This window comes from Tardiphaga sp. 841_E9_N1_2 (genome assembly GCF_051811065.1).
Taxonomy (GTDB): domain Bacteria; phylum Pseudomonadota; class Alphaproteobacteria; order Rhizobiales; family Xanthobacteraceae; genus Tardiphaga; species Tardiphaga robiniae.
In genome coordinates this window covers 3,629,755-3,655,199 of record NZ_JBPWQC010000001.1, presented here as the reverse complement: position 1 = coordinate 3,655,199, position 25,445 = coordinate 3,629,755, and the positions used below count along the sequence as shown (strand labels likewise).

The 25,445-nt window shown below is 62.0% G+C and carries 27 protein-coding genes; 20 read left to right on the top strand and 7 right to left on the bottom strand.

Annotation, left to right across the window (positions count from 1 at the left end; genetic code table 11):
• Positions 1 to 43: 43 nt before the first annotated feature.
• The 3 genes from nirD to AB8A50_RS17580 all read right to left on the bottom strand — a co-directional run bounded on the left by nirD (position 44) and on the right by AB8A50_RS17580 (position 4,830).
• Positions 44 to 388, bottom strand: a complete 345-nt coding sequence (gene nirD, locus AB8A50_RS17590; protein WP_374725601.1) for a nitrite reductase small subunit NirD — start codon at positions 386 to 388, stop codon at positions 44 to 46.
• A gap of 2 nt (positions 389 to 390) precedes the next feature.
• Complete coding sequence (gene nirB, locus AB8A50_RS17585; RefSeq protein ID WP_439078441.1) at positions 391 to 2,868, bottom strand: nitrite reductase large subunit NirB; 2,478 nt, start codon at positions 2,866 to 2,868, stop codon at positions 391 to 393.
• Between the two features lie 411 nt (positions 2,869 to 3,279).
• A complete protein-coding gene (locus AB8A50_RS17580; protein ID WP_439078440.1) occupies positions 3,280 to 4,830 on the bottom strand; it encodes a methyltransferase domain-containing protein in 1,551 nt (516 codons plus the stop codon).
• Between the two features lie 226 nt (positions 4,831 to 5,056).
• Between AB8A50_RS17580 and AB8A50_RS17575 the strand changes: the two genes are divergently transcribed.
• The 3 genes from AB8A50_RS17575 to AB8A50_RS17565 all read left to right on the top strand — a co-directional run bounded on the left by AB8A50_RS17575 (position 5,057) and on the right by AB8A50_RS17565 (position 7,655).
• Entirely contained in the window at positions 5,057 to 5,293 is a 237-nt protein-coding gene (locus AB8A50_RS17575) for a ribbon-helix-helix domain-containing protein (protein ID WP_089265762.1), read from the top strand.
• A 94-nt stretch (positions 5,294 to 5,387) separates the two neighbouring features.
• Positions 5,388 to 6,644 carry an aminopeptidase gene (locus AB8A50_RS17570; protein WP_439078439.1) on the top strand — a complete coding sequence of 419 codons (1,257 nt, stop codon included), beginning with the start codon at positions 5,388 to 5,390 and terminating at the stop codon, positions 6,642 to 6,644.
• A 48-nt stretch (positions 6,645 to 6,692) separates the two neighbouring features.
• Positions 6,693 to 7,655, top strand: coding sequence for a GlxA family transcriptional regulator (locus tag AB8A50_RS17565; protein ID WP_439078438.1), 963 nt, complete (start codon positions 6,693 to 6,695; stop codon positions 7,653 to 7,655).
• Positions 7,656 to 7,658: 3 nt separating this feature from the next.
• Here AB8A50_RS17565 and AB8A50_RS17560 read toward each other — a convergent pair whose 3' ends face one another.
• On the bottom strand, positions 7,659 to 8,321 hold the full coding sequence (locus tag AB8A50_RS17560) for an XRE family transcriptional regulator (protein ID WP_115032930.1): 663 nt from the start codon (positions 8,319 to 8,321) through the stop codon (positions 7,659 to 7,661).
• 134 nt (positions 8,322 to 8,455) lie between these two features.
• Between AB8A50_RS17560 and AB8A50_RS17555 the strand changes: the two genes are divergently transcribed.
• From AB8A50_RS17555 to AB8A50_RS17535, 5 genes are all read left to right on the top strand, one after another.
• The gene (locus AB8A50_RS17555) at positions 8,456 to 9,349 is read left to right on the top strand and encodes a class II glutamine amidotransferase (protein WP_439078437.1); all 894 of its coding nucleotides are present in this window, start codon (positions 8,456 to 8,458) and stop codon (positions 9,347 to 9,349) included.
• The gene (locus tag AB8A50_RS17550; protein WP_439078436.1) at positions 9,349 to 10,035 is read left to right on the top strand and encodes a protein glxC; all 687 of its coding nucleotides are present in this window, start codon (positions 9,349 to 9,351) and stop codon (positions 10,033 to 10,035) included. The genes AB8A50_RS17555 and AB8A50_RS17550 overlap by 1 nt, the downstream gene beginning before the upstream one ends.
• Positions 10,035 to 11,366, top strand: coding sequence for an FMN-binding glutamate synthase family protein (locus AB8A50_RS17545; protein WP_093757228.1), 1,332 nt, complete (start codon positions 10,035 to 10,037; stop codon positions 11,364 to 11,366). The genes AB8A50_RS17550 and AB8A50_RS17545 overlap by 1 nt, the downstream gene beginning before the upstream one ends.
• Before the next feature lie 39 nt (positions 11,367 to 11,405).
• Positions 11,406 to 12,710, top strand: a complete 1,305-nt coding sequence (glnT, locus tag AB8A50_RS17540; RefSeq protein WP_439078435.1) for a type III glutamate--ammonia ligase — start codon at positions 11,406 to 11,408, stop codon at positions 12,708 to 12,710.
• 91 nt (positions 12,711 to 12,801) lie between these two features.
• Complete coding sequence (locus AB8A50_RS17535; RefSeq protein ID WP_439074591.1) at positions 12,802 to 13,953, top strand: DUF3095 domain-containing protein; 1,152 nt, start codon at positions 12,802 to 12,804, stop codon at positions 13,951 to 13,953.
• A gap of 15 nt (positions 13,954 to 13,968) precedes the next feature.
• On the opposite strand, the gene AB8A50_RS17530 is transcribed toward AB8A50_RS17535, so the two are convergent.
• Positions 13,969 to 14,412, bottom strand: a complete 444-nt coding sequence (locus AB8A50_RS17530; RefSeq protein WP_092145969.1) for a DUF2147 domain-containing protein — start codon at positions 14,410 to 14,412, stop codon at positions 13,969 to 13,971.
• Positions 14,413 to 14,556: 144 nt separating this feature from the next.
• On the bottom strand, positions 14,557 to 15,081 hold the full coding sequence (locus AB8A50_RS17525) for a GNAT family N-acetyltransferase (RefSeq protein ID WP_093757224.1): 525 nt from the start codon (positions 15,079 to 15,081) through the stop codon (positions 14,557 to 14,559).
• A gap of 116 nt (positions 15,082 to 15,197) precedes the next feature.
• Here AB8A50_RS17525 and AB8A50_RS17520 point away from each other — a divergent pair, with 116 nt between their 5' ends.
• From AB8A50_RS17520 to AB8A50_RS17465, 12 genes are all read left to right on the top strand, one after another.
• Positions 15,198 to 16,439: an MFS transporter gene (locus AB8A50_RS17520; RefSeq protein WP_093757223.1), complete on the top strand. Its 1,242-nt coding sequence runs from the start codon at positions 15,198 to 15,200 to the stop codon at positions 16,437 to 16,439.
• Positions 16,440 to 16,545: 106 nt separating this feature from the next.
• Entirely contained in the window at positions 16,546 to 17,145 is a 600-nt protein-coding gene (locus tag AB8A50_RS17515; RefSeq protein ID WP_093757222.1) for a superoxide dismutase, read from the top strand.
• 170 nt (positions 17,146 to 17,315) lie between these two features.
• The gene (crcB, locus tag AB8A50_RS17510; protein ID WP_089265774.1) at positions 17,316 to 17,690 is read left to right on the top strand and encodes a fluoride efflux transporter CrcB; all 375 of its coding nucleotides are present in this window, start codon (positions 17,316 to 17,318) and stop codon (positions 17,688 to 17,690) included.
• A 90-nt stretch (positions 17,691 to 17,780) separates the two neighbouring features.
• Positions 17,781 to 17,993 carry a hypothetical protein gene (locus AB8A50_RS17505; RefSeq protein WP_439065090.1) on the top strand — a complete coding sequence of 71 codons (213 nt, stop codon included), beginning with the start codon at positions 17,781 to 17,783 and terminating at the stop codon, positions 17,991 to 17,993.
• Positions 17,990 to 18,748 carry a metal ABC transporter ATP-binding protein gene (locus AB8A50_RS17500; RefSeq protein ID WP_439078434.1) on the top strand — a complete coding sequence of 253 codons (759 nt, stop codon included), beginning with the start codon at positions 17,990 to 17,992 and terminating at the stop codon, positions 18,746 to 18,748. Before AB8A50_RS17505 ends, AB8A50_RS17500 begins: the two co-directional genes overlap by 4 nt.
• 5 nt (positions 18,749 to 18,753) lie before the next feature.
• The gene (locus tag AB8A50_RS17495) at positions 18,754 to 19,623 is read left to right on the top strand and encodes a metal ABC transporter permease (protein ID WP_439078433.1); all 870 of its coding nucleotides are present in this window, start codon (positions 18,754 to 18,756) and stop codon (positions 19,621 to 19,623) included.
• Positions 19,624 to 19,670: 47 nt separating this feature from the next.
• Positions 19,671 to 20,516 (top strand): metal ABC transporter substrate-binding protein, encoded by an 846-nt coding sequence (locus AB8A50_RS17490; protein ID WP_439079988.1) that lies wholly within the window; start codon positions 19,671 to 19,673, stop codon positions 20,514 to 20,516.
• Between the two features lie 60 nt (positions 20,517 to 20,576).
• The gene (locus tag AB8A50_RS17485; protein ID WP_068729004.1) at positions 20,577 to 21,620 is read left to right on the top strand and encodes a CobW family GTP-binding protein; all 1,044 of its coding nucleotides are present in this window, start codon (positions 20,577 to 20,579) and stop codon (positions 21,618 to 21,620) included.
• Positions 21,620 to 22,642 (top strand): WD40 repeat domain-containing protein, encoded by a 1,023-nt coding sequence (locus tag AB8A50_RS17480; RefSeq protein WP_439078432.1) that lies wholly within the window; start codon positions 21,620 to 21,622, stop codon positions 22,640 to 22,642. Before AB8A50_RS17485 ends, AB8A50_RS17480 begins: the two co-directional genes overlap by 1 nt.
• 96 nt (positions 22,643 to 22,738) lie before the next feature.
• Positions 22,739 to 23,455 (top strand): MgtC/SapB family protein, encoded by a 717-nt coding sequence (locus AB8A50_RS17475; RefSeq protein ID WP_089265780.1) that lies wholly within the window; start codon positions 22,739 to 22,741, stop codon positions 23,453 to 23,455.
• A 106-nt stretch (positions 23,456 to 23,561) separates the two neighbouring features.
• The gene (locus tag AB8A50_RS17470; protein ID WP_175367751.1) at positions 23,562 to 23,900 is read left to right on the top strand and encodes a hypothetical protein; all 339 of its coding nucleotides are present in this window, start codon (positions 23,562 to 23,564) and stop codon (positions 23,898 to 23,900) included.
• 228 nt (positions 23,901 to 24,128) lie between these two features.
• Positions 24,129 to 24,869 carry an acetoacetate decarboxylase gene (locus tag AB8A50_RS17465; protein WP_184512077.1) on the top strand — a complete coding sequence of 247 codons (741 nt, stop codon included), beginning with the start codon at positions 24,129 to 24,131 and terminating at the stop codon, positions 24,867 to 24,869.
• Positions 24,870 to 24,990: 121 nt separating this feature from the next.
• Here the strand turns inward: AB8A50_RS17465 and AB8A50_RS17460 are convergent, their stop codons facing one another.
• Entirely contained in the window at positions 24,991 to 25,320 is a 330-nt protein-coding gene (locus tag AB8A50_RS17460) for a GIY-YIG nuclease family protein (protein ID WP_439078431.1), read from the bottom strand.
• Positions 25,321 to 25,445: the final 125 nt, after the last annotated feature.

Here is a 25,445-nt window from a genome sequence, read left to right as displayed (position 1 = left end):
TGGAAACTTTCCTTGGAGCGGGGTTGGTTGATGGGGCGTGCGCCTATGGGGCGGCGGCGACGCTCATATTGAGATAGATGCGGCCGTTCTCGAGTTTGACCGGGAAGCTGCGCGCGCAGCCTTTGTCAGCGCCCGAGGCTTCGCCATCATCGAGGTTGATGATCCAGTTGTGCAGTGGGCAGGCGACCTTGCGACCGTGCACGATGCCTTCGCTAAGCGGACCACCCTTGTGCGGGCAGCGATTTTCCAGCGCGAACACCTCGTCGCTGGCGGTGCGGAATACCGCGATCTCGCGCCGCGGAGTCTTCACCGTGCGCGCGCCGCGTTGCGGGATCGCGCGCAGTGGGCCGACGTCGAACCAGAAGTCGTTGGATGGGACCATTGTCATGTTCATTCTGCCGGGACGGCTATAATCGAGTTGAGTGTTGCGAGCGGCGTAAATTCATGCTGTTCGCGGCCGGCGGCGCGTTCGGCCCAGGGATCCCTGCGGACCGCGCGCTGTGATTTTTCGAAGCGCGCCAGCAGCGCGCGGCGGTTGTCGGCATCATCCATGATCGCCGCGCGTACCTTGTCGAGGCCGGCATTTTCGACCCACTTCCAGACGCGCTCGAGATAGCCCGCTTCCTCGCGGTACATCTGCATGAAGGCAGCGATGTACTCGATCGCCTCGTCCTCCGTATCGACATGGCCGAGCAGATCGGTCTGGCGGACATGCAGGCCCGCCGCACCGGCGATGTGGATGTCGTAACCGGACTCGACGCAGATCACGCCGATGTCCTTCACCGTGGATTCCGCGCAGTTGCGCGGGCAGCCCGAAACGCCGAGCTTTACCTTCGCAGGCGCCCATGAGCCGCACATGAAACGTTCGAGCTTGACGCCGAGACCAGTCGAGTCCTGCGTGCCGAAGCGGCACCATTCGGAGCCGACGCAGGTCTTCACCGTGCGCAGGCCCTTGGCATAGGCTGCGCCGGAGACGAGGCCCGCACTGTTGAGTTGCGCCCACACCGCGGGCAGATCTTCCTTGCGCACGCCCAGCAGATCGATGCGTTGGCCGCCGGTGACTTTCACCGTCGGAATCTTGAAGCGGTCGGCGACGTCGGCGATGGCGCGCAATTCGTCAGGAGTAGTCAGGCCACCCCACATGCGCGGTACGACGGAGAAGGTGCCGTCCTTCTGGATGTTGGCGTGGACACGCTCGTTGATGTATCGCGACTGCGCATCGTCAGTATATTCGCCCGGCCACGCGCAGAGCAGGTAATAATTCAGCGCTGGGCGACAGGACGGACAGCCGCAGGAAGTTTTCCACGCCAATTCTTGCATCACGGCGGGAACGGACTTCAACTCCTTCGAGAGAATGAAGCCACGGACTTCGCTGTGGGTGAGGTCGGTGCATTTGCACATCGGCTTGCGGCCGGCGGCGGAGTAATTGTCGCCGAGCGTGGCCGCGAGCAGCGATTCCACCTTCGCCGTGCATTGGCCGCAGGAGGCCGATGCCTTGGTGCGGGCGCGCACATCGTCGAGGGTGGTGAGGCCGTGTGCGGTGATCGCCTGCGTGATCGCGCCCTTGCACACGCCGTTGCAGCCGCAGATTTCGGCATCGTCCGACAACGCTGCAACAGCAGCGACCGGATCGAGTGCGACGCCGCCCTGATAGGCCTGGCCGAGGATCAGAGCGTTGCGCATGGCGCCGATATCGACGTTCTTTTTGAGCAGGTCGAAATACCACGAGCCGTCGGCCGTATCGCCATAGAGCACCGCGCCGATGATGCGGTCGTCGCGCAGGACGACACGCTTGTAGATGCCGCGGGCAGGATCGCGAAGCACGATCTCATCTTTGACGTCGCCTTCAGCGAAATCGCCGGCCGAGAACAGATCTACGCCGGTGACTTTCAGCTTGGTCGAGGTGGTCGAGCCGATATAGCCGTCTACGGTTTCGCCGGCGAGGGTCGCCGCGAGGGTCTTCGCCATGTCATACAGGGGCGCGACAAGGCCGTAGCACTGGCCGCGATGCTCGACGCACTCGCCGACCGCACAGATGCTGTCGTCGCTGGTCCGCAGATGATCGTCCACGACGATACCGCGCTTGACGTTGAGGTCGGCGAGCTTGGCGAGTGCGGTGTTTGGGCGGATGCCGACCGCCATCACGACGAGATCGGCCGGTAGGGTCCGACCATCGTCGAGCCGGACTGACTCGACACATGTGTCACCGAGGATGGCTGCTGTGTTGGCTCCGGTCAGCACCTCGATGCCGCGCGCCTCGATCGCCTTTTGCAACAGATAGGCGGCGTTGGGATCGAGTTGGCGCTCCATCAGTGTTGGCATCAGATGGACAACGGTCGTTGTCATGCCGCGCATGGCCAGGCCGGCTGCAGCCTCGAGGCCGAGCAAGCCGCCGCCGATGACGACGGCGTGGCCGCCCTTGCCAGCTGCATCGAGCATCAAGTTGACGTCGTCGAGATCGCGATAGGTGACGACGCCGGGTAGTTCCGCGCCGGGTACCGGAATGAGGATCGGCTTCGAGCCGGTTGCGATAATCAGCGTGTCATAAGTCTCGACTGCGCCGGCCTGTGTGGTGACGGTTTTCGCAACGCGATCGATCGCGACGACGAGTTCGCCGCGCCTGAGATCAACCTTGTTGGTTGCGTACCACTCATCGGTGTGGATCAGAATGTCGTCATATGCCTTCTCGCCGGAGAGCACCGGCGACAGCATGATGCGGTCGTAATTAACACGCGGCTCCGCGCCGAACACCACTACGTCGTAGCGGTCTGGTGCGCGTGCGAACAGCTCGTCCATGACGCGGCCGGCGGCCATGCCGTTGCCGAGGATGACGAGCTTCTGCTTCTTTGCGTTCGGTTGATCGAGCATGTGCAAACCTGTTTGGACCGCTGTCGATCGGAAACAGGAACTCGCACACCAAACCCGGTAGGGATGGAGTCACGATGACCGCTTCGCACCTGACAATCAGGAAGCGAGCTGTGTCCCTGCGCTTGAAACCAGCAGCGGTTTCAGCATCCGGCGGACGGCGGTCATCATTGACGTGGATATTATTAGCAAATGGCGTGCCAACGTACCTGTCGTCTAACATTCTGATTTTTCGACTATTTCTAAATGAGCTCGGCTGTCGCAGATCAGTCGTGCCATTAAAACGAGCGGCATTACTGATTTCCTAGGCAGGTGATTAAATCTTGTGCGGTGCGCTTCAGGTTCGAGGTGGCTCCCGATCTGTGCAGACAACAGGTTCGAAGGCGGACGCGCGCTGGCGAAGATCTCGTCAATTTATTGGTGGTTTGTTGCGGTAGTGAGCTGGCCGTTCTCGGTGCTCGGCCGGGCACGGCGACGCAGCACGTAAAGCGTGCCGAGGGCAGGGCGCCCTGCTTCGAGGCGCAGCTCGGAATTCTCCTTGCATGCGATTTCGAAGTCCTTCGCGGCGCAGGTTTCGAAATATGTCTCGCTATGGGCGAACCTGCCTGACGAGAGCAACGTGAAGTCGCCGTGACCCGCGTCCTCGATGCTTGCTGCGAAGAGGCCACCCGCAGGGAGCACGCGCGCAATCAGGCCGATGAGTTCTTCCAGCCGGCCGAGATAGATCAGAAGATCGGCAGCGAAGACGAGGTCGAAGCTGCGCGGGCTGTCCGCGAGATAGCTCACGACATCGGCCTTGATAAGGTCGTGATAGGCGTTCCGCCGTGTTGCGATGGCGAGCATCTTCCCCGACAGGTCGATGCCGGTCAGTCGCGCGCCGAACCGCCCGAGTGGCTCTGCAGCCAACCCCGTTCCGCAGCCGAGATCCAGAATGGTCGCGAGTGTCGGTCGGCACGACGCAACCATATCGGCGAGTTGCTGCGGCACCTTATAGCCAAGAATGTCCACAAGCTTGCTGTCGAAGCCTGCGGCGAATTCGTCGAAGTGCGCTTCGACATAGGCTGCCGGCGCGCGATCATGTGTCTGTCCACCGACGGCATCCAGCAAGTAGCGTTGGACAGGATCGTCCGGCTGGCCTTCCAGTCGCAGATGTCCGACCGTGGCAGCGGCTTCATGCATGCCATAGGCGCTGAACAACGCGAATGCGGTGCGCAAGACCTCATCCAGTGGTTCGGTCTCTTGTTCCGCAAGCGTCGGGTAGCGGTCGATGGCGCCCTGAATGTCACCGTCCAGCATCGAGGCAAAGGTACGCGCACGGGCGTAGAGACGCAGTGTCACGCCTTCCAGCGGCACAAAGCCGTTTGCGGTTGCCAAGGCATCGGCGCTCTCGCCAAACCGGCCGGCCATGTAGAAGGCTTGTCCGAGGCAAAGATACGTGACCGCGTCGATGCCGCCCCAGGATAGTGCGTATTGCAGATGCATGATCGCCTGCTCGGGACGGCGGGAGCCGAGATACAGCACGCCCAGGCCGAGATGAGCGTCGCCAAGCGAGGCATCGCCCGACAGAGCGCGCAGATAGGCCGCTTCAGCATCATCGATACGCTGCAGCCGGTAGGCGAGGCTCGCATATTGCAGCCATGTCGTCGCGTGGTCCGGATCGATGGCGAGCGCGCGCAACGCACTTGCTTCCGCCAGTTCGTCGCGACCGCTCAATTGATAGTCCGTCGCGAGCTCACGCCAGGCGGTGACGTCCGTCGGCATCAGTGCAAGTGCAGCAAGAAGCGCGTCGATAGCGACGTCATGCTGGCCATGGTTGCGGTTGATCGTTGCAAACTGCCGCAGCACAGAACATGCATTGTCGGAATGCTCCATCAGCAGCGCGAAGACGGCGTGCTCCTTCATCCAGCGATGGATCTGATCAGCGGCGTGCTGGGCATCGGGGAGTTCAGGCGTGGCGGAATTCATCGAGACGATCGGGAAGTTTGATCCAGAGGCGTGCGCTATGCTGCTTCTGCCCAATGCGCGCCACGAAGGCAATGTCTCGATAGTTCCGTAGAGGTTGTGTCGTGATCGAGAGGTTGTGTGCGAGTACTCGTCTAAGGTTGGATGATCTGATCTGTTGCCGCAGGTTTCAATCCGTATAAGCTGGCTGAAAAGAAACCGATCACTGGGTGGAAATGGAGAAGGCGCGGTGAAATCACCCGTCGTAAAGCGATCGATCGTCGTTGCCGGACACAAGACGAGCGTCAGTCTTGAAGAGGCGTTCTGGACGGCGCTGAAGGAGATCGCCGGCATGCGCCGGATCACGATGTCGCAGCTCGTCGGCGAGATCGACAAGAACCGACAGCAGAACAACCTGTCCTCGGCGATCAGGCTTTACGCGCTGGCCCATTACCAGGCCCTCGTCCCGCAGTCCGGGCTGTCGTAGACGTCCGGTAAGCCCTGCGGCGGACCGGCTGGCGGCAAGGCGCATCTGCGCCTACATTCGGTCCAGCCACTTCCACATCAGTCAGGGCCTCTGCATGACCGTTCACCAGCGCAATTTGTCCACCCCCATCGATCCCGTGAAGCTCGACCGTCTGGCCGAAGTCGCCGTGAAAGTTGGGCTGCAACTGGCGCCGGGGCAGGATCTGCTGCTGACTGGCCCCGCCGCGGCGCTGCCGCTGGTGCGCAAGATCGCTGAACATGCCTACAAGGCCGGCGCAGGCCTGGTGACGCCGTTTTTCTCCGATGAAGAGATGACGTTGGCGCGCTACCGCTACGGCCACGATGTGTCGTTCGATCGCGCCGCCGGCTGGCTTTATGAGGGCATGGCCAAAGCGCTCGGCAACAACACCGCGCGCCTTGCCATCGTCGGCGACAATCCGATGCTGCTGTCGAACGAAGATCCCGCCAAGGTCTCGCGCGCCAGCAAGGCGAATTCCATCGCCTATCAGCCGGCGCTGCAGAAGATCGCCGGCTTCGACATCAACTGGAATATCATCGCTTATCCCACGCTGTCCTGGGCCAAGCAGGTGTTTCCCGGTGACGAAGACGACGTCGCCGTGCAGAAGCTTGCGGACGCGATCTTCGCGGCGTCGCGCGTCGACAATGCCGATCCCATCGCCGCCTGGGCCAAGCACAATGCTGCGTTGCGTAGCCGCACCGAATGGCTGAACGGCCAGCGCTTCCATGCGCTGCATTTCACCGGGCCGGGCACCGATCTTGTGGTGGGTCTTGCCGACGGCCATGAATGGGAAGGCGGCGCGTCGACCGCCAAGAACGGCATCATCTGCAACGCCAATATCCCGACCGAGGAAGTCTTCACCACACCGCATGCTGCGCGTGTCAACGGCCATGTCCGATCAACCAAGCCGCTATCCTATCAGGGCACACTGATCGACAACATCGCGGTGCGCTTCGAGGACGGCAAGATCGTCGAGGCGAAGGCCTCACGCGGCGAGGAAGTGCTCAACAAGGTGTTCGACACCGACGAAGGCTCGCGTCGGCTCGGCGAAGTGGCGCTGGTGCCGCATTCGTCGCCGATCTCGGCGAGTGGCCTCTTGTTCTACAACACGCTGTTCGACGAGAATGCCGCCTGCCACATTGCGCTCGGCCAGTGCTATTCGAAGTGCTTCGTCAATGGCGGCGATCTCACGCCCGAGCAGATCGCGGCGCAGGGCGGCAACAAGAGCTTCATCCATATCGACTGGATGATCGGCTCCGGCGAGATTGACATCGACGGCGTCGACACCGACGGCCGTCGCGTGCCTGTGTTCCGCAAGGGCGAGTGGGCGTAACGCTGCAGCTATGATCTGAACGGGCGCGGAAACTGAGTCTTCAAATCTATGGCCCAGCCCCACCGCGTCGGCTTTCTCCTGATCGACGGCTTCGCGCTGATGTCCTTCGCCTCGGCGATCGAACCGCTGCGCGCCGCCAATGTGCTGGCCGGCAAGAAACTGTATCAGTGGCTGCAGATCTCGACCGGCGCCGACGCGATCCTGGCGTCGAACGGATTGTCGGTGGCGTCCGATCACACCATTGCCGACAGCGTGCGTTACGACACGGTGCTGGTTTGTGCCGGCGGCAATCCCGCTGGTTTCGATGATGCCAAGACGCTGGCGTGGCTACGTCGCCTCGCGCGCTCGGGCTGCGCCATCGGCGGCGTCTCCGGTGGGCCGTTCATTCTGGCCAAGGCCGGCATACTCGATGGCGTTCGCTGCACGATCCATTGGGAGCATCTCGATGCATTCATCGAGGCCTTTCCCGAGATCGAGCCGACGCGTACGCTGTTCGAGATCGATAGCAACCGGCTCACCTGCGCCGGTGGTGTCGCCGCGCTCGACATGATGCATGCCATCATCCGCCGCGATCACGGCCAGGCACTGGCAGCGAAAGTCAGTGACTGGTTTCTGCAAACCGCCGTGCGTCTCGGCGACGACAGCCAGCGCATTTCATTGCGCGAGCGCCTCGGCACCAGCAATCGCGCCGTGCTCTCGGCGATCACCGTGATGGAACGGCGTCTGGCCAGCCCTGCGCCGCGCGACGAGCTGGCGAAGGCGGCCGGTGTGTCCGTGCGCCAGCTCGAGCGGCTGTTCACCGCGCATCTCGGCGTAACCATCGAGCAGCATTACCTGACCCTGCGTCTCGCCAAGGCCCGCGCGCTGTTGCAGCAGACCAGCATGCCGGTGGTCGAGGTCTCGGCCGAATGCGGCTTCGCCAGCGCCAGCCATTTCGCACGGATGTATCGGCGGGCCTTCGATGTGCCACCGTCGCAGGACCGGATGTCGGGGAAGAGCAAGGCGAAGTGAGGCCTAGCTCCGCCGCGGATAAATAATCACAGACAAATACGTCATAGGCGCCTTCACCAGTTCTTCCGGGCCGTGCCGCGCGGCTGCGTCGAAGAACAGCGTGTCGCCGGGCTCCATCAGATAGGTCTGATCGGCGTGGCGATAACGCACCTTGCCGGTCAGCATGTAGATCATCTCGACGCCGGCATGGCGGAAGTTGCTATAGGCCTCGGCATCCTCGTTCAGCGTGATCAGATAGGGCTCGACGCCGAGCTCGCCGTGGATCGACTGGCCAAGCAGTTGATAGTGATGGCCGGACTTGGTGCCGCGTCGCTCGATCTTGACGCCCGTACCGGCTTTCACGAAAGAGCAATCGCGCTCTTCCTCAGTCTCGCGAAAGAATCTGGAGATCGGAACGTTGAGCGCTTTTGAGAGTGCATTCAGCGTGCCCAGTGATGCGGAGATGCTGCCGGTCTCGATCTTTGACAGCATGCCGGTCGAGATGCCCGCCGATGTGCTGAGCTCGGCCACCGTCAGCTCCAGCTCCTTGCGGAGCTGCCGCACTTCATTGCCGATCTTGGATTCCAGCGAGCCACCGACTTCCAGCGGCGCGTTCGAACCGGTGCGCAGCTCCTCCAGCTTTGAGCGCGCGGGCGATGATTTCGTTGTCTTCGGTTTCGCTTTCACGATGGCGTTTCCTGCAGCGTTGATTTCCCGACAATAGCAATATTTCTTGTCAGGAAAACTATTTTCTCTGTGGTTGACATGGCGGTTTTGTTTCGGGCAAGGTCCTCGCGCATTCAACGAGCGAGACGCGAGCCATGTGCGGCATTGCCGGTCTGTTTCTGAAAGATCAAAGCCTCGCGCCTGAGCTTGGCGGGCTGTTGTCCGGAATGCTCGAAGCGCTCAGCGATCGCGGCCCGGACTCGGCAGGCTTTGCAGTCTATGGCGACGGCGATGTCGGACAGATCAAGCTGACGCTGCGTGCCGCGCCGTCGTTTGATTTCGCTGCATTGGTGGCGTCGCTTGGCAAGGTCGCCGGTGCGCCGATTGCGTATCAGGTGCATGATACTCACGCCGTCATCAGCATCCCCACCGATCGCGAGGCTGCCGTCGCATCTGCGCTCCTCGGCCTGAAAGATGTCGATATGGTCGCGCGCGGCAAGCGCATGGCCGTATTCAAGGAAGTCGGTCTGCCCGCCGATGTGGCGAAGCGTTTCGGCCTGAACGCGATGACCGGCACCCATGCCGTCGGTCATACGCGCATGGCAACTGAGTCCGCCGTGACAACCAATGGCGCACACCCCTTCACCACGGGCACGGACCAGTGCCTCGTGCATAACGGTTCGTTGTCGAACCACAATGACGTTCGCCGCGAGTTGATCCGCCAGGGCATGACGTTCCGCACGGAAAACGATTCCGAGGTCGCCGCGGGCTATATCAGTTCGCGGATGGCGGCAGGCGCATCGCTGCAGGACGCGATGACGTCGTCGCTGTCCGCGCTCGACGGCTTCTACACATTCGTGATCGGCACCGAGTCAGGATTCGGCGTGCTGCGCGATCCCATCGCCTGCAAGCCGGCCGTGATGGCCGAGACAGATCGCTGGGTTGCTTTCGGCACCGAATATCGTGCGCTGGTCGATCTGCCGGGTATCGATGTCGCCAGGGTCTGGGAGCCCGAACCCGCCAAAGTCTATTTGTGGGAGCGTCACTGATGCCCACGGTCGATCTCGCTTCGTCGCCGCTGCGTGAACTTAACGGCGCTCTGCACAGGCTGACACCCAGCACCAACGAGACACACTGGACCGTCACCAATCCGCGCGGCCAGCACAATATCGCGGTCGGTCTCGATTTTCCGGTCGAGATCGAGATCGACGGACACGTCGGCTATTACTGTGCCGGTATGAACAAGCAGGCGCGCGTTACCGTGCGCGGCAACGCCGGGCAGGGTGTCGCCGAAAACATGATGTCGGGCCGCGTGCATGTCACCGGCGATGCCTCGCAGGCTGCTGGCGCCAGCGGCAATGGCGGGTTGCTGGTGATCGACGGCAATGCGTCCGCGCGTTGCGGCATTTCCATGAAGGGTATCGATATCGTCGTGAAGGGCTCTGTCGGCCATCTCTCGGCCTTCATGGCGCAGGCCGGCAAGCTCGTGGTGCTCGGCGATGCCGGCGAGGCGCTCGGCGACTCCATCTATGAGGCGCAGCTCTATGTGCGCGGCTCCGTCGCCAGCCTTGGGGCGGATTGCATCGAGAAGCCGCTCAAGGACGAACACAAGACCGAGTTGAGGCGGCTGCTCGATGAAGCCGGCGTCGAAGGCGTCAGCCCCGACGAGTTCAGGCGCTACGGCTCGGCGCGTAAGCTCTATCACTTCCACATCGATAACGTCGGATCATACTGATGAGCGCGCAAGACCGCTGGATCCATACGCCGCCGCGCAAGTCCGCGACCTTCGACGATGCTGCGATCGCGGAAATCCGTCGTGCGGCCGCGACCGGCATCTATGACATCCGCGGCGCCGGCGCCAAGCGCAAGCTGCCGCATTTCGACGACCTGCTGTTTCTCGGCGCCTCGATCAGCCGCTATCCGCTCGAGGGCTACCGTGAGAAATGCGCCACCGATGTCGTCATCGGCGCGCGTTTCGCCAAGAAGCCGATTCATCTGAAGATTCCGATTACCATCGCCGGCATGAGCTTCGGGGCACTGTCGGGTCCCGCCAAGGAAGCGCTCGGCCGCGGCGCGTCGGCGGTGGGCACGTCGACCACGACAGGCGATGGCGGCATGACGCCGGAGGAGCGCGGTCATTCCGATCTGCTGGTCTATCAGGTGCTGCCGTCGCGTTACGGCATGAACCCGGATGACCTGCGCAAGGCCGATGCCATCGAGGTCGTGGTCGGGCAGGGCGCCAAGCCCGGCGGCGGTGGCATGTTGCTCGGCCAGAAGATTACCGAGCGCGTCGCCGGCATGCGCCGTCTGCCCGTCGGCATCGACCAGCGCTCGGCCTGCCGGCATCCGGACTGGACCGGGCCTGACGATTTGGAGATCAAGATCCAGGAATTGCGCGAGATCACCGACTGGCAGATCCCGATCTATGTGAAGGTCGGTGCCTCACGCCCGTATTACGACATCGCGCTCGCGGTGAAGTCCGGCGCCGATGCCATCGTGCTCGACGGCATGCAGGGCGGCACGGCTGCGACGCAGGACGTCTTCATCGAGAATGTCGGCCTGCCGACCATGTGCGCGATTCCGCCGGCGGTGAAGGCGCTGCAGGACCTCGGCATGCATCGCAAGGTGCAGCTCATCGTGTCCGGCGGCATCCGCAATGGCGCTGACGTGGCGAAGTGTCTCGCGCTCGGCGCGGACGCGGTGGCGATCGGGACCGCCGCACTGATCGCGCTCGGCGATAACGATCCGGCATTGGAAGCCGAATACCAGAAGCTCGGTACCACCGCCGGCGCTTATGATGACTGGCATGAAGGCCGCGATCCCGCTGGCATCACCACGCAGGATCCTTTGCTGGCCGCGCGGCTCGATCCCGTGATCGCCGGCCGCAAGCTCGCAAACTATCTCTCTGTGATGACGCTGGAAGCGCAGACCATCGCACGCGCCTGCGGCAAGAGCCACGTCCACAATCTCGAACCGGAAGATCTGGTGGCACTGACAATGGAGTCGGCAGCCATGGCGAGGGTCCCTCTCGCTGGAACGAACTGGATCCCCGGCAGCAATATCTAACGAGCCGTTATGGCTGGATGACCTTCGGAGCGTGTGTCAATGACGACCTGGACCGAACTAGCCAAGCAACACGATCTCAAATATTTCCTCATTGCCTTTGTCGATCTGTTCGGCGGCATGCGCGCCAAGCTGGTGCCGGCCACGGCCATGGACGGCGTGGCAAAGTCCGGCGCGGGTTTCGCGGGATTTGCAGCCTGGTTCGATATGACGCCAGCCGACCCCGATGTCCTCGTGATGCCGGACATGGATACGCTCACATTGCTGCCATGGAAGCCCGGCGTCGCCTGGGTTACGGGCGATCTCTATATGGGCGGCAAGCCCGTGGCGCAGAATCCACGTCAGGTGCTGAAAGGCCTCATTGGGAAGGCGGCGGAGCAGGGTGTCGAACTCAAGACCGGCGTCGAATGCGAGTACTTCCTGATCTCGCCGGACGGTACCGCGATCTCCGATCCCGCCGATCAGCAGGCCAAACCGTGCTACGACCAGCAGGCGCTGATGCGGCGCTACGAGATCGTCGCCGAAATCTGTGATGCGATGATTGCGCTCGGCTGGAAGCCCTATCAGAACGATCATGAAGACGCCAACGGCCAGTTCGAGATGAACTGGGAGTTCGACACCGCGCTGAAGACCGCCGATCGCCACGCGTTCTTTAAGTTTATGGTCAAGTCGATTGCCGAAAAGCACGGCTACAAGGCGACCTTCATGCCGAAGCCGTTTGCCAATCTCACTGGCAACGGCTGCCACGTCCATGCGTCGCTATGGTCGACCAAGGACGGCTCGAACGTATTTGAAGATGAGGCCGGTGAACTCGGTCTGTCGAAGACCGCCTATCACTTCATCGGCGGCCTCGTTCATTCGGCCGAAGCGGTTTGCGCTATCACCAATCCCACGGTGAATTCCTACAAGCGCATCAATGCGCCGCGCACGCTCTCGGGCGCGACATGGTCGCCGAACACGGTGACCTATGGCGGCAACAACCGCACGCATATGATCCGCATTCCCGATGCGGGCCGTTTTGAATTCCGTCTGCCCGATGGCGCGGTCAATCCGTATCTGCTGCCTGCGGCACTGTTGGCCGCCGGCCTCGACGGCATGGCCAACAGCCGCGATCCCGGCCCGCGGCTCGACATCAATATGTATACGGAAGGCGCGAAGGTACCGAAGGCAAAGCAGCTGCCGCTAAACCTGCTCGATGCATTGCGTGCGCTCGAAGCATCCGACGTGTTGAAGGATCAACTCGGCGAGGCCGTGGTCGGTTCGTACCTCAAGCTCAAACACAGCGACTGGAATGAGCACTGCCGTCAGCTCACCGAATGGGAGCGGCAGACGACTTTGGACTGCTGATACCGCACGTCTGTCGAAATTGCGTGCTATGAGTTCTGCCTCAGGAGTGTCATTGGGTTGACGCAACGTTGGCGCAGGATCATTTCACACCATGACCACCGGCGTCAGCGCGTTTTACGACGGCATTTCAATATTTTACGGCTTCGACCGGGTGATGGACCCGGCGTTGTACAAGCCGCTGCCGGATGACTGGATCATCGGCGTCGCCGATATCGTCGAATCCACCAAGGCCATCGCCGAACAGCGCTACAAGGCCGTCAACATGGCCGGCGCTGCCGTCATTGCTGCCGTGACCAACGCGTTGGACGGCCGCGAATTCCCGTTCGTGTTCGGCGGCGATGGCGCGAGCTTCGCAGTCTCACCGGACGATCTCGATCGCGCCCGCGGGGCTTTGGCGGCGACGGCCACCTGGGTGAAGCACGATCTCGATCTCGTCATGCGCGTGGCCCTGGTGCCGATCAAAGACATCCGCGCGCAGGGGCTGGATGTGCGCGTGGCGCGCTTCGGTCCATCGAACAACGTGTCCTATGCGATGTTCTCCGGTGGCGGTTTGGGCTGGGCGGAAGCTGCGATGAAGCGCGGTGAATTCGCGGTGACGCCGGCACCGGTCGGGACCTATCCCGATCTCTCCGGGCTCTCATGTCGTTTCGAGGAAATTCCATCGGCGCACGGTTTGATCCTGTCGGTGCTGGTGACGGCCGCAGCGGGCGCCGAGCCATCCGCATTTCGCCGCGTCATCGAAGACATTATCGCGCTGGTCGAACGCAGTCCAAATGCGGGCCGTCCCGTACCCGCAGGCGGTCCCGCGATGACGTGGCCGCCCGCGGGTCTCGGCTACGAAATCCGAGCTGGCCGCGGCGCGAAATCGCTTTCGCGCTTTCGTATCTGGGTGACGACGCGAACGCTGTTCGTTTTTGTGTTGATGCGTTTTGGCATTAGCGTCGGCGGCTTCGTGCCGAAGACCTATGTGCAGCAGTTGGTCGAGAACTCGGATTTCCGCAAATACGACGATAGCCTGCGCATGATCCTGGATTGCACACCCGATCTCGAACGTGCGCTCGAGCAGCATCTTGTCACGGCAGCCGCGGAAGGAACGGTGCGCTATGGCCTGCATCGGCAGGATGCGGCGATGATGACGTGTTTCACGCCGTCAGCCATCCGCAGCGATCACGTTCATTTCATCGACGGCGCGCGCGGCGGTTATGCCTCGGCGGCCACCGCGTTGAAGGCCATGTCAGTCTGAGAGAAGCGAACTGAGTTACCGGCCGACGCGGGTCCAGTTCTCGCCACCGCAGAATGCGCCGACACAGCCTTCGACCTTCAGCGTGTTAGGGCCGACCAGCGCCACGTTGCTGGTATAGATCTTCCCGTCATCGGCATTATAGATCCGGCCCGACCACGTGTTCGCTCCGGTAGGGCGCATGTCGTAGAAGAGATGAATGCCAATCATCGAGCGCTTGGCCAGCGCGGGATCGGGATTCTTGTCGTCGATCGGCGGTTTGCCGGTCTGCGGATCGATCTTGTCGCGCAGCGAAACGACGGTGCCGCACAGGATGGTGCCGCATTTGCTGACCCGCACCTGTGCATCGCCGGCCTGGGTCTGCCAGACACCCGTTGCTTCGCCGCCCGATTGGGCTTGCGCAGCGGAGCCTGCGAACACTGCACCCAGCAATGCGATCATAACAGTGAATCTGGCGGCCATGCGTGTCTCCTCGGATCAGGCGGTCTGCATAACAAGAAATGGGATTTGTGCAATGCCGCGGCGATGCGTTTGAGACTACTCAGTGTCTCAAATGATCATGATCGATTCAATTTGACGCAGCTTGCTCAGGTCAACCGGTGGCGGTCACCACGGCAGCCCGCACAGGTCCATCTCGCCTTCATGCGGCGCTCGCTTCAGGTAGGAGACCAGCGGCGTCATGACATCGAAGCGTACCCGCTCGCCGTGCTGTTCGGCATAGACCTCGCCGATGAACGGCTTCCAGTTGCGGCGCGTGTAGAAATCCAGATTGTGCGGTTCACAGAATAGCAGCGCAAAATCGGTGGCGCGTTCGTCTTTCAGCGTATGGAGTGCGGCGGTGAGCGCCAGACTGGCCAGACCGCGACGACGATAGTCGGGATGCGTCACAACGCCGCCGATGCCGCCAATCCGCGTCTTGCGATCCTTCCATATGCCTTCGCGCCGATACAGGCCGACATGGCAGACCGGCTGTCCGTCGTCCTCCACGATGACCCGCAATTCGGGATAGGCGAAGACCACGTGTCCCCAGGGCAGTTTCTCGACCGCCTCGCGCGGCCAAACCAGGTCGAACAGCGGTTTGACGCTCGGCCATGAGGCATCGCCGGTCACAATCTCGATTTCGATGCTCATTTCGGTCGCCACCTCTGCGCTTTGTGCAGCCCTTATAGGTCGGTCCGAGGGTAGTAAACCTGTCGAATCCAGTGCTTATCTGAGAATAATATTCTAGGGATCAAGGAAACGTTGGAATGACTGAGGCGGAGCTCTCCAAATACCAGCGCTGGGCGATTTTGGCCGGCGCGGCGACGCTGCTCAGCTTGGCCATGGGCATGCGCCAGAGCTTCGGCCTGTTTCAACCCTCGATTCTGCGCGACACCGCCATCACCACCGCCGACTTCTCGCTGGCTACAGCTCTGCAGAACGTCATCTGGGGCATCTCGCAGCCTTTCATTGGCGCCATCGCCGATCGTTTCGGCACCCGTCACGTGATGATCACCGGCGTTTTGATTTATGCCGCCGGTCTCGTCTTGATGATGGTCGCGACCACGCCGTTGGTGTTCACGCTTGGCGCCGGCCTGTGCGTCGGCCTCGCGCTGTCCTGCACGGCATCGAGCATGACCATGACGGTGGCCTCACGCTCGGTGTCCGCTGCCAAGCGCAGCGTCACCATGGGTGCTGTGTCGGCCGCCGGTTCGCTCGGTCTCGTCATCGCGTCGCCGCTGGCGCAGACGCTGATCTCGACGGCGGGCTGGCAAGTGGCGCTGATCGGCTTTCTCGGCCTCGCTGCGGTGATGCTCCCCGCTGCGCTGTTTGCCGGTCAGTCCGACAAGATCGAACGCGCACCGGCGGATGAGCTGCAGCAATCTTTGGGAGAAGTGGTGCAGTCCGCGCTCGGCCATTCCGGCTATATCGTGCTGGCGCTGTCGTTCTTTGTCTGCGGCCTGCAGCTTGTATTCATCACCACGCATCTGCCGAATTATCTGGCGATCTGCGGCCTCGACGCGTCGCTTGGCGCCACCGCGCTGGCAATAGTCGGTCTGTTCAATGTGTTTGGCTCCTATGCCTTTGGCTGGCTTGGCGGCCGTTATCCGAAGCAGATTTTGCTCGGCGGAATTTACATCGTTCGCTCGTTGGCGCTCGCCACTTATTTCTATTTTCCGGCGACGCCGACCACGACCATGGTCTTCGCAGCCGTGCTGGGATCGCTGTGGCTCGGCGTGGTCCCGCTGGTGAACGGCCTCGTCGCGCAGCTGTTCGGGTTGCGCTTCATGGCGACACTCACCGGCATCGCCTTCCTCAGCCATCAGGCAGGATCTTTCCTCGGCGCCTGGGGCGGTGGCATGATCTTCTCGCATCTCGGCAATTATGATCGCGCCTGGCAATTCGCCGTCGTGATCGGGATGATCGCCGGATGCTTCCAGATGCTGATGAATGTGAAGCCGCCAGTGCGGCGCGATGCCGTCTCCGCCGCAATGCCGAGCGCGGCCTGATCGCGAAGCGATCGGGGATCGCAAAGATGGGAGTGTCGGAGCCGGGCGGAACCTTCTATAAGGGTTCCCGTTAAGCCAACTCTCCCATTATTGCGGATCTTGACCCATGACCTTCACGCTTCCCAATCTGCCTTACGCCTATGACGCGCTCGCGCCGCATATGTCGAAGGAAACGCTGGAATTCCATCACGATAAGCACCATCAGGCTTACGTGACCAACGGCAACAACCTGCTGAAGGGCACCGAATTCGAAGGCAAATCGCTTGAAGAAATCGTGAAGGGCTCGTTCGGCAAGAATGCCGCGCTCTTCAACAATGCCGGCCAGCACTACAACCATCTCCACTTCTGGAACTGGATGAAGCCGAACGGCGGTGGCGACAAGCTGCCCGGCCGTCTGGAGAAGAAGATCACCGAGGATCTCGGCGGTCTCGAGAAGTTCAAGACCGACTTCGCCGCTGCAGGCGTTGGCCAGTTCGGCTCCGGCTGGGCCTGGCTCTCGGTCAAGAACGGCAAGCTGGAAATCTCCAAGACCGCGAACGGCGAAAGCCCGTTGGTCCATGGCGCGACCCCGATCCTCGGCGTCGACGTCTGGGAGCACTCCTACTACATCGACTACCGCAACCGTCGTCCCGACTATCTCAAGGCGTTCGTCGATCACCTTGTGAACTGGGAATATGTCGACGAGCAGTTCGGCAAGGCGGTCTGATCGCTTTCGATTTGCGTTTAATGACGCGCGGGAAGGGCGGTGGCGCAAGCTGCCGCCTTTTTTCGTTGTCGTGACGTTTTCGTGTCTTGCTCGGCCCGCTGCGACTTGCCGCCGCAGACACGCTGCGGCAAAACGGAATGACGGGAGCCACCAAGCGCAGCGGGTATTCGATGAATTATGTTTTGGTTTTTGTCGGCGGCGGGCTTGGCGCCACCTTGCGCCATGTCATCAACATGACCTGCGCTCGCTGCATGGGAGCGGCGTTCCCGTGGGGCACCTTCATCATCAACATCACTGGCTCCACGGTGATGGGCCTGATCGCCGGCTATCTGGCTTACAAGGGCGAGGCCTCGCAGCCCTGGCGCCTGTTCCTGATGACCGGCATTCTCGGCGGCTACACGACCTTTTCGGCCTTTTCACTGGATACGGCAGTGCTCTATGAGCGCGGCGAATTGGGCCTCGCCCTGGCCTATGTGCTGGGCTCGGTGGTGCTGTCGATTGCCGGGCTCTTTGCCGGCCTGGCGCTGGTCCGCCATTTCGCCTGATCCGCTCCGGGCTTGCGGTATGTTATAATATAACATAAATGACAGTGAGGCGTTTTGGCGCCGGGTTTCCACTGGCTCAGGCCCGATTTCATGGCGCATTCCCATTCCCACGGTCATGACCACTCCCATGGTCACGCGCACGGTCACGGTCATGCCCACAGCCATGGCCCGGCAAGCCCGCATCCGGCCCAGCCCGCGCCCTGGTCGATCCTGCGCATGACGTTGCCCGCACGGCTGGGGGCTGCGCTGGCGGTCTCCGCAGCGCTCTGGGCGGTGGTTCTGCTGGCGATGAGGCCGTCATGACAGCACAGCTCGCTTTCCAGAACGTCACACTGGGCTATGACCGGCATCCGGCGGTGCATCACCTCAATGGCGAGATCGCCGCTGGCAGTTTGCTCGCGGTGGTTGGGCCGAACGGCGCCGGCAAATCCACGCTGTTTCGCGGCATCGTCGGCATCCTGAAGCCGCTGACGGGCGCGATCACACTTGGCGGCCTGAAGGCGCGCGACATCGCCTATCTGCCGCAGAGCGTCGACATCGACCGCACATTCCCTATCTCGGTGTTCGACTTCGTCGGCACAGGGCTTTGGCGCACGACCGGGATATTCGGCGGCCTTGGCAAGACCGCACGCGAGCAAATTGGACGGGCCCTCACCGCTGTTGGCCTCAACGGATTCGAGAACCGCAATATCGGCACGCTGTCCGGCGGCCAGATGCAACGCATGCTGTTCGCACGTGTGCTGCTGCAGGATGCACGGGTGATTGTGCTGGACGAGCCGTTCAACGCCATCGACGCGAAGACTTCGGCCGACCTGATCGCGCTGGTGCGCCACTGGCACGCTGAAAAGCGCACGGTGCTGGCGGCGTTGCACGATATGGAGATGGTGCGCGCGCATTTCCCGGAGACGCTGCTGCTGGCGCGCGGCTCCGTGGCCTGGGGATCGACCCAGCAGGTGCTGACGGCGGATAACCTGCTGGAGGCGCGGCGCATGTGCGAAGCCTTCGACGATGGCGCCGGCACCTGTGTTGTCGATGCCGCACACTCGCGGGCGGCCTGATCGACATGCTCTACGATGCGCTGATCGCGCCTTTCCTCGAATTTGAATTTATGCGGCGTGCGTTGGCCGGCGTGGTGGCGCTCGCGCTTGGTGGTGCGCCGATCGGCGTCTTCCTGATGCTGCGGCGGATGAGCCTTGTGGGCGATGCCATGGCGCATGCGATCCTGCCAGGGGCGGCGGTAGGCTTCCTGTTCTCCGGGCTCAACCTGTTTGCGATGACGTTTGGTGGCCTGATTGCAGGCTTTTCCGTCGCACTGCTCGCTGGTCTCGTGTCGCGCGTGACGGTTATCAAGGAGGATGCGTCACTGGCGGCGTTCTATCTCGTCTCGCTGGCGGTGGGTGTCACCATCGTTTCGATGCGCGGCACTAATATCGATCTGCTGCATGTGCTGTTTGGCAATATTCTCGCACTCGACGATCAGACGCTGCTTGTGATCGCGTTCAACGCGACGATCACGCTGGTGGTGATGGCGGTGATCTATCGTCCACTGGTGATCGAATGCGTCGATCCGGTGTTTCTGCGCACTGTCTCGCGCGCCGGTGCACCCGCGCATCTGGCGTTTCTCGCGCTGGTCGTCGTTAATCTCGTCAACGGCTTTCACGCGCTCGGTACGCTGCTCGCGGTGGGGCTGATGATCCTGCCGGCGGGCATCGCGCGGTTCTGGTCGCGCGATATCACGGGGATGATGATGATCTCCGTCGCGAGCGCGATGATCTCCGGTTACTTCGGTCTGGTGCTGTCGTTTCAGACCAAGGTGCCGTCCGGTCCCGCGATCATTCTGGTCGCCGCGGTGCTCTACGTATTTTCGGTTTTGTTCGGCAATGTCAGTGGCTTGGTGAGGCAGTTATTCCCCGGCCGGCATCTTGAGGCGTAGGTGTGTCAGTCATGCGGAAATCCAGCATATTCGTGCTTTCTGCTATCATGTCGCTCGTCGCTGCGATCGTCCCGGCGCGTGCGCAGGACAAGATCGATGTCGTCGCGAGTTTCTCCATCCTGGGTGACTTCGTGCGCAATGTCGGTGGCGAGCGAGTCGCTGTCACGACCCTGGTCGGCCCGAATGGCGATGCGCATGTCTACACACCGACGCCGCGTGACGCGAAAAAGATCGCCGACGCGAAGCTCGTTATCGTCAACGGCCTCGGCTTCGAAGGCTGGCTGCCGCGGTTGGTGAAATCATCGGGTGGTAAGGCTGTCATCGTCACCGCAACCCAGGGCATCGCACCGCGCAAGCTCGATTCGCACGAGGATCCGCACGCCTGGCAATCGGTGGGCAATGCCAAGGTCTATGTCGCAAACATTCGCGATGCGCTGGCCAAGGCCGATCCGGCCGGGGCCGACATCTACAAGGCGAACGCCGAGGCCTATCTCGCGAAGCTGACTGCCCTCGACAGTGACGTGAGGGCGGCTGTGGCTTCCATCCCCGCGGCGCACCGCAAGGTGATCTCGACCCATGATGCCTTCGGCTATTTCGCGGCGGCCTATGGTATCGAATTCATCGCGCCGCAGGGCGTTTCGACGGATTCCGAGCCCAGCGCCAAGGATATCGCGGTTATCATCACTCAGCTCAAGATCTCGAAAATTCCGGCGGTTTTTCTGGAAAACATCGCTGATCCCCGGCTGATGCGCCGGATCGCCGCCGAGACCGGGGCAAAAATCGGCGGAACGCTGTATTCGGACAGTCTGACGGCCGAAAACGGCGATGCACCCACTTACATTGATATGGTCAGGCACAATATAAAGGCGCTGACGAGCGCGCTGACCAGTTAGCGCAGGGGCACCCCTGCCGCCGGCGCTGCCCACAAGCTGCAAAGACCCGCCGGAGAGATCATGTCTGAAGCGACTGCCAACAAAATTCCCGTGACCGTGCTGACCGGCTATCTCGGCGCCGGCAAGACCACGCTGTTGAACCGCATCCTGTCGGAAAACCACGGCAAGAAATACGCTGTGATCGTCAACGAGTTCGGCGAGATCGGTATCGACAACGATCTCATCATCGGCGCGGATGAAGAAGTGTTCGAGATGAACAACGGCTGCGTCTGCTGCACTGTCCGCGGCGACCTCGTGCGCATTCTCGACGGTCTCATGAAGCGCAAGGGCAAGTTCGACGCGATCATCGTCGAGACCACGGGCCTCGCGGATCCGGCCCCGGTGGCGCAGACCTTCTTCGTCGACGAGGACGTGCAGGCCCATGCGCGGCTCGATGCCGTCGTGACCGTGGCCGATGCCAAATGGCTCAGCGACCGCCTCAAGGACGCGCCGGAAGCCAAGAACCAGATCGCCTTTGCCGACGTCATCGTGCTGAACAAGATCGATCTCGTGTCGAAGGCTGAGCTCGCCGAAGTCGAGGCGCGCATCCGCGCCATCAACCCCTACGCCAAGCTGCACAAGACCGAACGCGCGCAGGTGAAGCTGTCCGATGTGCTGGAGCGTGGCGCCTTCGATCTCGATCGCATTCTGGAGATCGAACCGGAATTCCTCAACGCGGACGACGGTCACGATCATCATGACCACGATCACGGCCATCATCACCATCATGATCACGGCCACGGTGGTCTGAAGCACTATCACGACGAGGATATGCACTCGATGTCGCTGCGTACCGACAAGGCGCTCGATGCATCGACCTTCATGCCGTGGCTGCAGGATCTGATGGCCAAGGAGGGCGGCAAGATTTTGCGCTCCAAGGGTATCCTGTCGTTCTCCGGCGACGACGACCGCTACGTGTTTCAGGGCGTGCACATGATGCTCGAAGGCGATCATCAGCGGCCGTGGAAGGACGGCGAGAAGCGCGAAAGCCGTCTTGTCTTTATCGGTCGCGATCTGCCCGAGCAGCTGATCCGCGACGGCTTCGAACGCTGCATCCCCGCCTGATGATGTCCGATTTCAATCCGCTGCAGGAGCAGGAATCCATCGTTTCGGTCACCGACCGCGTGTTGCCGGTGGCCATCGGTGCGTCGGTCACATCCGTGCATTTTCTCGGCGACAAGGCAGCCTTTGTCGGCGCCGAAGAGAAAGTCACGCTGGTTGATCCGGCAGGCGCGATGTCGCCGGTCGAGGTCGCGTTCGGTGGCATCCTGTGCTCGACCTCCGACGGCAAGCGCATCGTGATGGGCTGCGACGACGGCAAGGTCGTCGTGCTCGACCGCGACGGCACAGTCTCGACCTTTGCGACCGACGCCAAGCGGCGCTGGATCGACAGTGTAGCTTTGCATCCCGACGGCGCTGTTGCGTGGTCGGCGGGCAAGACGGCCTTCGTGCAGGCGCCGAAGGGCGAAGTGAAATTCTTCGAGGTGCCATCGACCGTTGGCGGTCTGGCATTTGCACCCAAGGGGCTGCGGCTCGCGATTGCACATTACAACGGCGTGACGCTGTGGTTTCCCAACATGGCCGGCAATGCCGAAGTGCTGGAATGGGCCGGTTCGCATCTCGGCGTGACTTTCAGCCCGGACAACAAGTTTCTGGTCACCGCGATGCATGAGCCGGCGCTGCATGGCTGGCGTCTCGTGGACGGCAAGCACATGCGCATGACCGGCTATCCCGCACGCGTGCGCTCGATTTCCTGGAGCGCCGGCGGCAAGGGGCTGGCGACCTCGGGCGCGGATACGGTCATCATCTGGCCGTTCGCGAGCAAGGACGGCCCGATGGGCAAGGAGCCGGCGATGCTGGCGCCGCTCAAGGCCAAGGTCACCATGGTGGCCTGTCATCCCAAGCAGGACATCCTGGCCGCCGGTTACAGTGACGGCACCATCCTGATGGTCCGCATGACCGATGGCGCGGAAATTCTGGTGCGGGCCAACAAGGGGCAGCCCGTCAGCGCGCTGGCCTGGAATGCCAAGGGTACGCCGCTGGCTTTTGCCGATCAGGACGGCGACGCCGGGCTGCTGGAGCTGTAGCTCTTTCGCCTCCCCTGTGGGGAGAGGGAGTTCACGACGGTTGGTGCGAGGCGGCATTGTCATCCGCCCGTCACTTCCTGTACGCATGCAGACATCATGCGATTTTTGGCGACATTCCAGACTTACGACTTCCTCGACACGCTGCTCAGCCTGGCCACGGCCTTTGTGCTGGGCACGCTGATCGGTGCTGAGCGACAATATCGCCAGCGCACCGCGGGCCTGCGCACCAATGTGTTGGTGGCGCTCGGGGCGGCCGCTTTCGTCGATCTCGCAATGCAGCTGCACGGTGCCGATGGCGCGGTGCGCGTGATCGCCTATGTCGTCTCCGGCATCGGCTTTCTCGGCGCGGGCGTCATCATGAAGGAAGGCACCAATGTGCGCGGCCTCAATACGGCGGCGACGCTGTGGAGTTCGGCCGCGGTGGGCTCCTGCGCCGGCGCGGACATGATCGCACAGGCTATCGCGCTTACGTTTTTCGTGCTGGCCGGCAATACGCTGCTGCGGCCGCTGGTTAATGCGATCAACCGGGCGCCGCTGGACGCGAAGTCGTCGGAAGTGACCTATTACGTGCGGCTCACGGTCTCGCCCGAGGTGGTACCCGAGATGCGCGAGCGCCTGCAGGAGGCGCTGGAAGCCGCAAAATATCCGGTCGGCGATGTCGATGTGATCGAGCAGAGCGACACCCAGCAGGAGATCGTCGCCACGCTGGTCTCGACGGCCGTCGATCCCAAGGAGCTGGATGCCGTGGCCGCCCGGCTCGAGGCGTATGCCGGCGTGCGCAACGCCACATGGGACGTCAGCACCAAGGACTAGCCGTCCAGAAGAAGTCCAGGGCGCCATAGGCGATCTGCGACTTTCCGGCTCGGGAACTTTGGCGGCCGGCTCCCGTTGTCACGGCACATTAACTGCGGTGGATGCCATGATCCCGACGACCCAGACGCGCGTGTTCCGGACGTATTTCACGATCGCGATCTTGGCGACCGCAGCAGGATTGGGCGCATCGACGTCGGCAATGGCGCGGCTCACGCTGACGCCACCATCCGCTCGATTTGCCCAGGCGACGCCGCCACTGCAGTCGACGCCGGGTGCCGAAAACAAGCCGTCGGCCCCCGCAGAACCCGCGACCACCGGCCAGCGCCCGCAGGAAACGCCGCCGCAGCCGGCGCGTCCGGATGCAGAAGCACGCGATGCCGGCGCCAAGCCGGCACTGCCGCCGGCGCCGGCTGAGAAGACCGCGCCGCCGATCACCACGAAATAGCGGAGCTTTCCAGGTCGCTGTCAAAGTCCCTCATGGTGAGGAGGCGCGTTTGCGCCGTCTCGAACCATGAGGCCGGGTTCTCCCAGTGTGCCGCCATCCTTCGAGACGCGCGCGAAGAGCGCGCTCCTCAGGATGAGGACGGTGTTTGTTGACGCTGCCCGCACAATAGTCTCGCCAGTTTCATCGACCGCCTTCATACTCCCTGCCAACAGTTTCATAGGGGGCACCATGAAGATCGAAGATATCAGGCGTAACGCCTATTCGATGCCGCTGACCAATCCGTCATTCCCGCGCGGGCCCTACAAATTCTACGACCGCGAATATTTCATCATCAGCTATCGCACCGACATGGACGCGCTGCAGGCCGTGGTGCCGGAGCCGCTGGAGATCGTCGATAACATCGTCAAATACGAATTCATCCGCATGCCGGACTCCACGGGCTTCGGCGACTACACCGAAACCGGGCAGGCGATTCCGGTCCGCCTCAACGGTGTCGAGGGCGTCTATATCCACTCGATGTATCTCGACGACGATGCGCCGATAGCCGGTGGCCGCGAGCTGTGGGGCTTTCCGAAGAAGCGCGCGACGCCGAAGATCGCCGTGGAAAGCGACGTGCTGGTCGGCACGCTGCATTACGGCTCGGTGCTCTGCGCGTCAGGCACCATGGGCTACAAGCACCGGCCGGTGGATCATGACACGGTGATGCATGCGCTGACGGTGCCGAACTTTATTCTGAAGATCATCCCGCATGTCGACGGCTCGCCGCGCATCTGCGAACTGGTGCGCTATCACCTGGAAGAGATCAATCTCAAGGAAGCCTGGACCGGGCCTGCCGCGCTTGGCCTGTTTCCACATGCGCTGGCGGATGTGGCGCGGTTGCCGGTGAAGGAGGTCGTGTCGGCGCTGCACTTCAAGTGCGACCTGACGCTGGGATTGGGCGAAGTGGCGTTTGATTATCTGGCGAAATAGGAAGCGGGCGCCTCTGCCCGACCCTCATGGTGAGGAGGCGTTCTTGCGCCGTCTCGAACCATGAGGCCGAGGTGTCGAAGTGTGCGGCCATCCTTCGAGACGGCGCTGAAGAAGCGCCTCCTCAGGATGAGGGCTGAGCATGTGGTGGTTTCCGTAAGTGAGGTAACTTGCGTCGAGCAAGTTGCTTCAATATCGCGAAGTCGCCACGGATCAGCGCTTCTTTCTTCGCCCTGCTCCAGCGCTTGAGTTTACGCTCATTCTCGATCGCGTCGGTGATGCGCTCAAACCATTGCGAATACAACAGTTCGACAGGTCTGCGTGTCGACGTATAGCCCGGGAACGTGCCGGCGTTGTGCTGGGCTACTCTGATGTCGAGCGAGGTGCGTGTGATGCCGATATAATAACTCCCGTCGGCACACCTCACGATATAGAGAAACGCACCGTCCAGCATGGATCGGCTCCATTCTCTGAGAAATTGAAAGTTCCAATCTCAAGAATGGAGCAGTCGTTCGCACTGTCAAGTTGCTCTGCAGCCCAACCCTCATGGTGAGGAGGCGCTTCTTCAGCGCCGTCTCG

Coding starts and splice junctions, on each gene's coding strand:
- nirD (WP_374725601.1), bottom strand. CDS start 388: ATGACAATGGTCCCATCCAACGACTTCTGGTTCGACGTCGGCCCACTG.
- nirB (WP_439078441.1), bottom strand. CDS start 2,868: ATGCTCGATCAACCGAACGCAAAGAAGCAGAAGCTCGTCATCCTCGGC.
- AB8A50_RS17580 (WP_439078440.1), bottom strand. CDS start 4,830: ATGAATTCCGCCACGCCTGAACTCCCCGATGCCCAGCACGCCGCTGAT.
- AB8A50_RS17570 (WP_439078439.1), top strand. CDS start 5,388: ATGACCGTTCACCAGCGCAATTTGTCCACCCCCATCGATCCCGTGAAG.
- AB8A50_RS17565 (WP_439078438.1), top strand. CDS start 6,693: ATGGCCCAGCCCCACCGCGTCGGCTTTCTCCTGATCGACGGCTTCGCG.
- AB8A50_RS17555 (WP_439078437.1), top strand. CDS start 8,456: ATGTGCGGCATTGCCGGTCTGTTTCTGAAAGATCAAAGCCTCGCGCCT.
- AB8A50_RS17550 (WP_439078436.1), top strand. CDS start 9,349: ATGCCCACGGTCGATCTCGCTTCGTCGCCGCTGCGTGAACTTAACGGC.
- AB8A50_RS17545 (WP_093757228.1), top strand. CDS start 10,035: ATGAGCGCGCAAGACCGCTGGATCCATACGCCGCCGCGCAAGTCCGCG.
- glnT (WP_439078435.1), top strand. CDS start 11,406: ATGACGACCTGGACCGAACTAGCCAAGCAACACGATCTCAAATATTTC.
- AB8A50_RS17535 (WP_439074591.1), top strand. CDS start 12,802: ATGACCACCGGCGTCAGCGCGTTTTACGACGGCATTTCAATATTTTAC.
- AB8A50_RS17530 (WP_092145969.1), bottom strand. CDS start 14,412: ATGGCCGCCAGATTCACTGTTATGATCGCATTGCTGGGTGCAGTGTTC.
- AB8A50_RS17525 (WP_093757224.1), bottom strand. CDS start 15,081: ATGAGCATCGAAATCGAGATTGTGACCGGCGATGCCTCATGGCCGAGC.
- AB8A50_RS17520 (WP_093757223.1), top strand. CDS start 15,198: ATGACTGAGGCGGAGCTCTCCAAATACCAGCGCTGGGCGATTTTGGCC.
- AB8A50_RS17515 (WP_093757222.1), top strand. CDS start 16,546: ATGACCTTCACGCTTCCCAATCTGCCTTACGCCTATGACGCGCTCGCG.
- crcB (WP_089265774.1), top strand. CDS start 17,316: ATGAATTATGTTTTGGTTTTTGTCGGCGGCGGGCTTGGCGCCACCTTG.
- AB8A50_RS17505 (WP_439065090.1), top strand. CDS start 17,781: ATGGCGCATTCCCATTCCCACGGTCATGACCACTCCCATGGTCACGCG.
- AB8A50_RS17500 (WP_439078434.1), top strand. CDS start 17,990: ATGACAGCACAGCTCGCTTTCCAGAACGTCACACTGGGCTATGACCGG.
- AB8A50_RS17495 (WP_439078433.1), top strand. CDS start 18,754: ATGCTCTACGATGCGCTGATCGCGCCTTTCCTCGAATTTGAATTTATG.
- AB8A50_RS17490 (WP_439079988.1), top strand. CDS start 19,671: ATGTCGCTCGTCGCTGCGATCGTCCCGGCGCGTGCGCAGGACAAGATC.
- AB8A50_RS17485 (WP_068729004.1), top strand. CDS start 20,577: ATGTCTGAAGCGACTGCCAACAAAATTCCCGTGACCGTGCTGACCGGC.
- AB8A50_RS17480 (WP_439078432.1), top strand. CDS start 21,620: ATGATGTCCGATTTCAATCCGCTGCAGGAGCAGGAATCCATCGTTTCG.
- AB8A50_RS17475 (WP_089265780.1), top strand. CDS start 22,739: ATGCGATTTTTGGCGACATTCCAGACTTACGACTTCCTCGACACGCTG.
- AB8A50_RS17470 (WP_175367751.1), top strand. CDS start 23,562: ATGATCCCGACGACCCAGACGCGCGTGTTCCGGACGTATTTCACGATC.
- AB8A50_RS17465 (WP_184512077.1), top strand. CDS start 24,129: ATGAAGATCGAAGATATCAGGCGTAACGCCTATTCGATGCCGCTGACC.
- AB8A50_RS17460 (WP_439078431.1), bottom strand. CDS start 25,320: ATGCTGGACGGTGCGTTTCTCTATATCGTGAGGTGTGCCGACGGGAGT.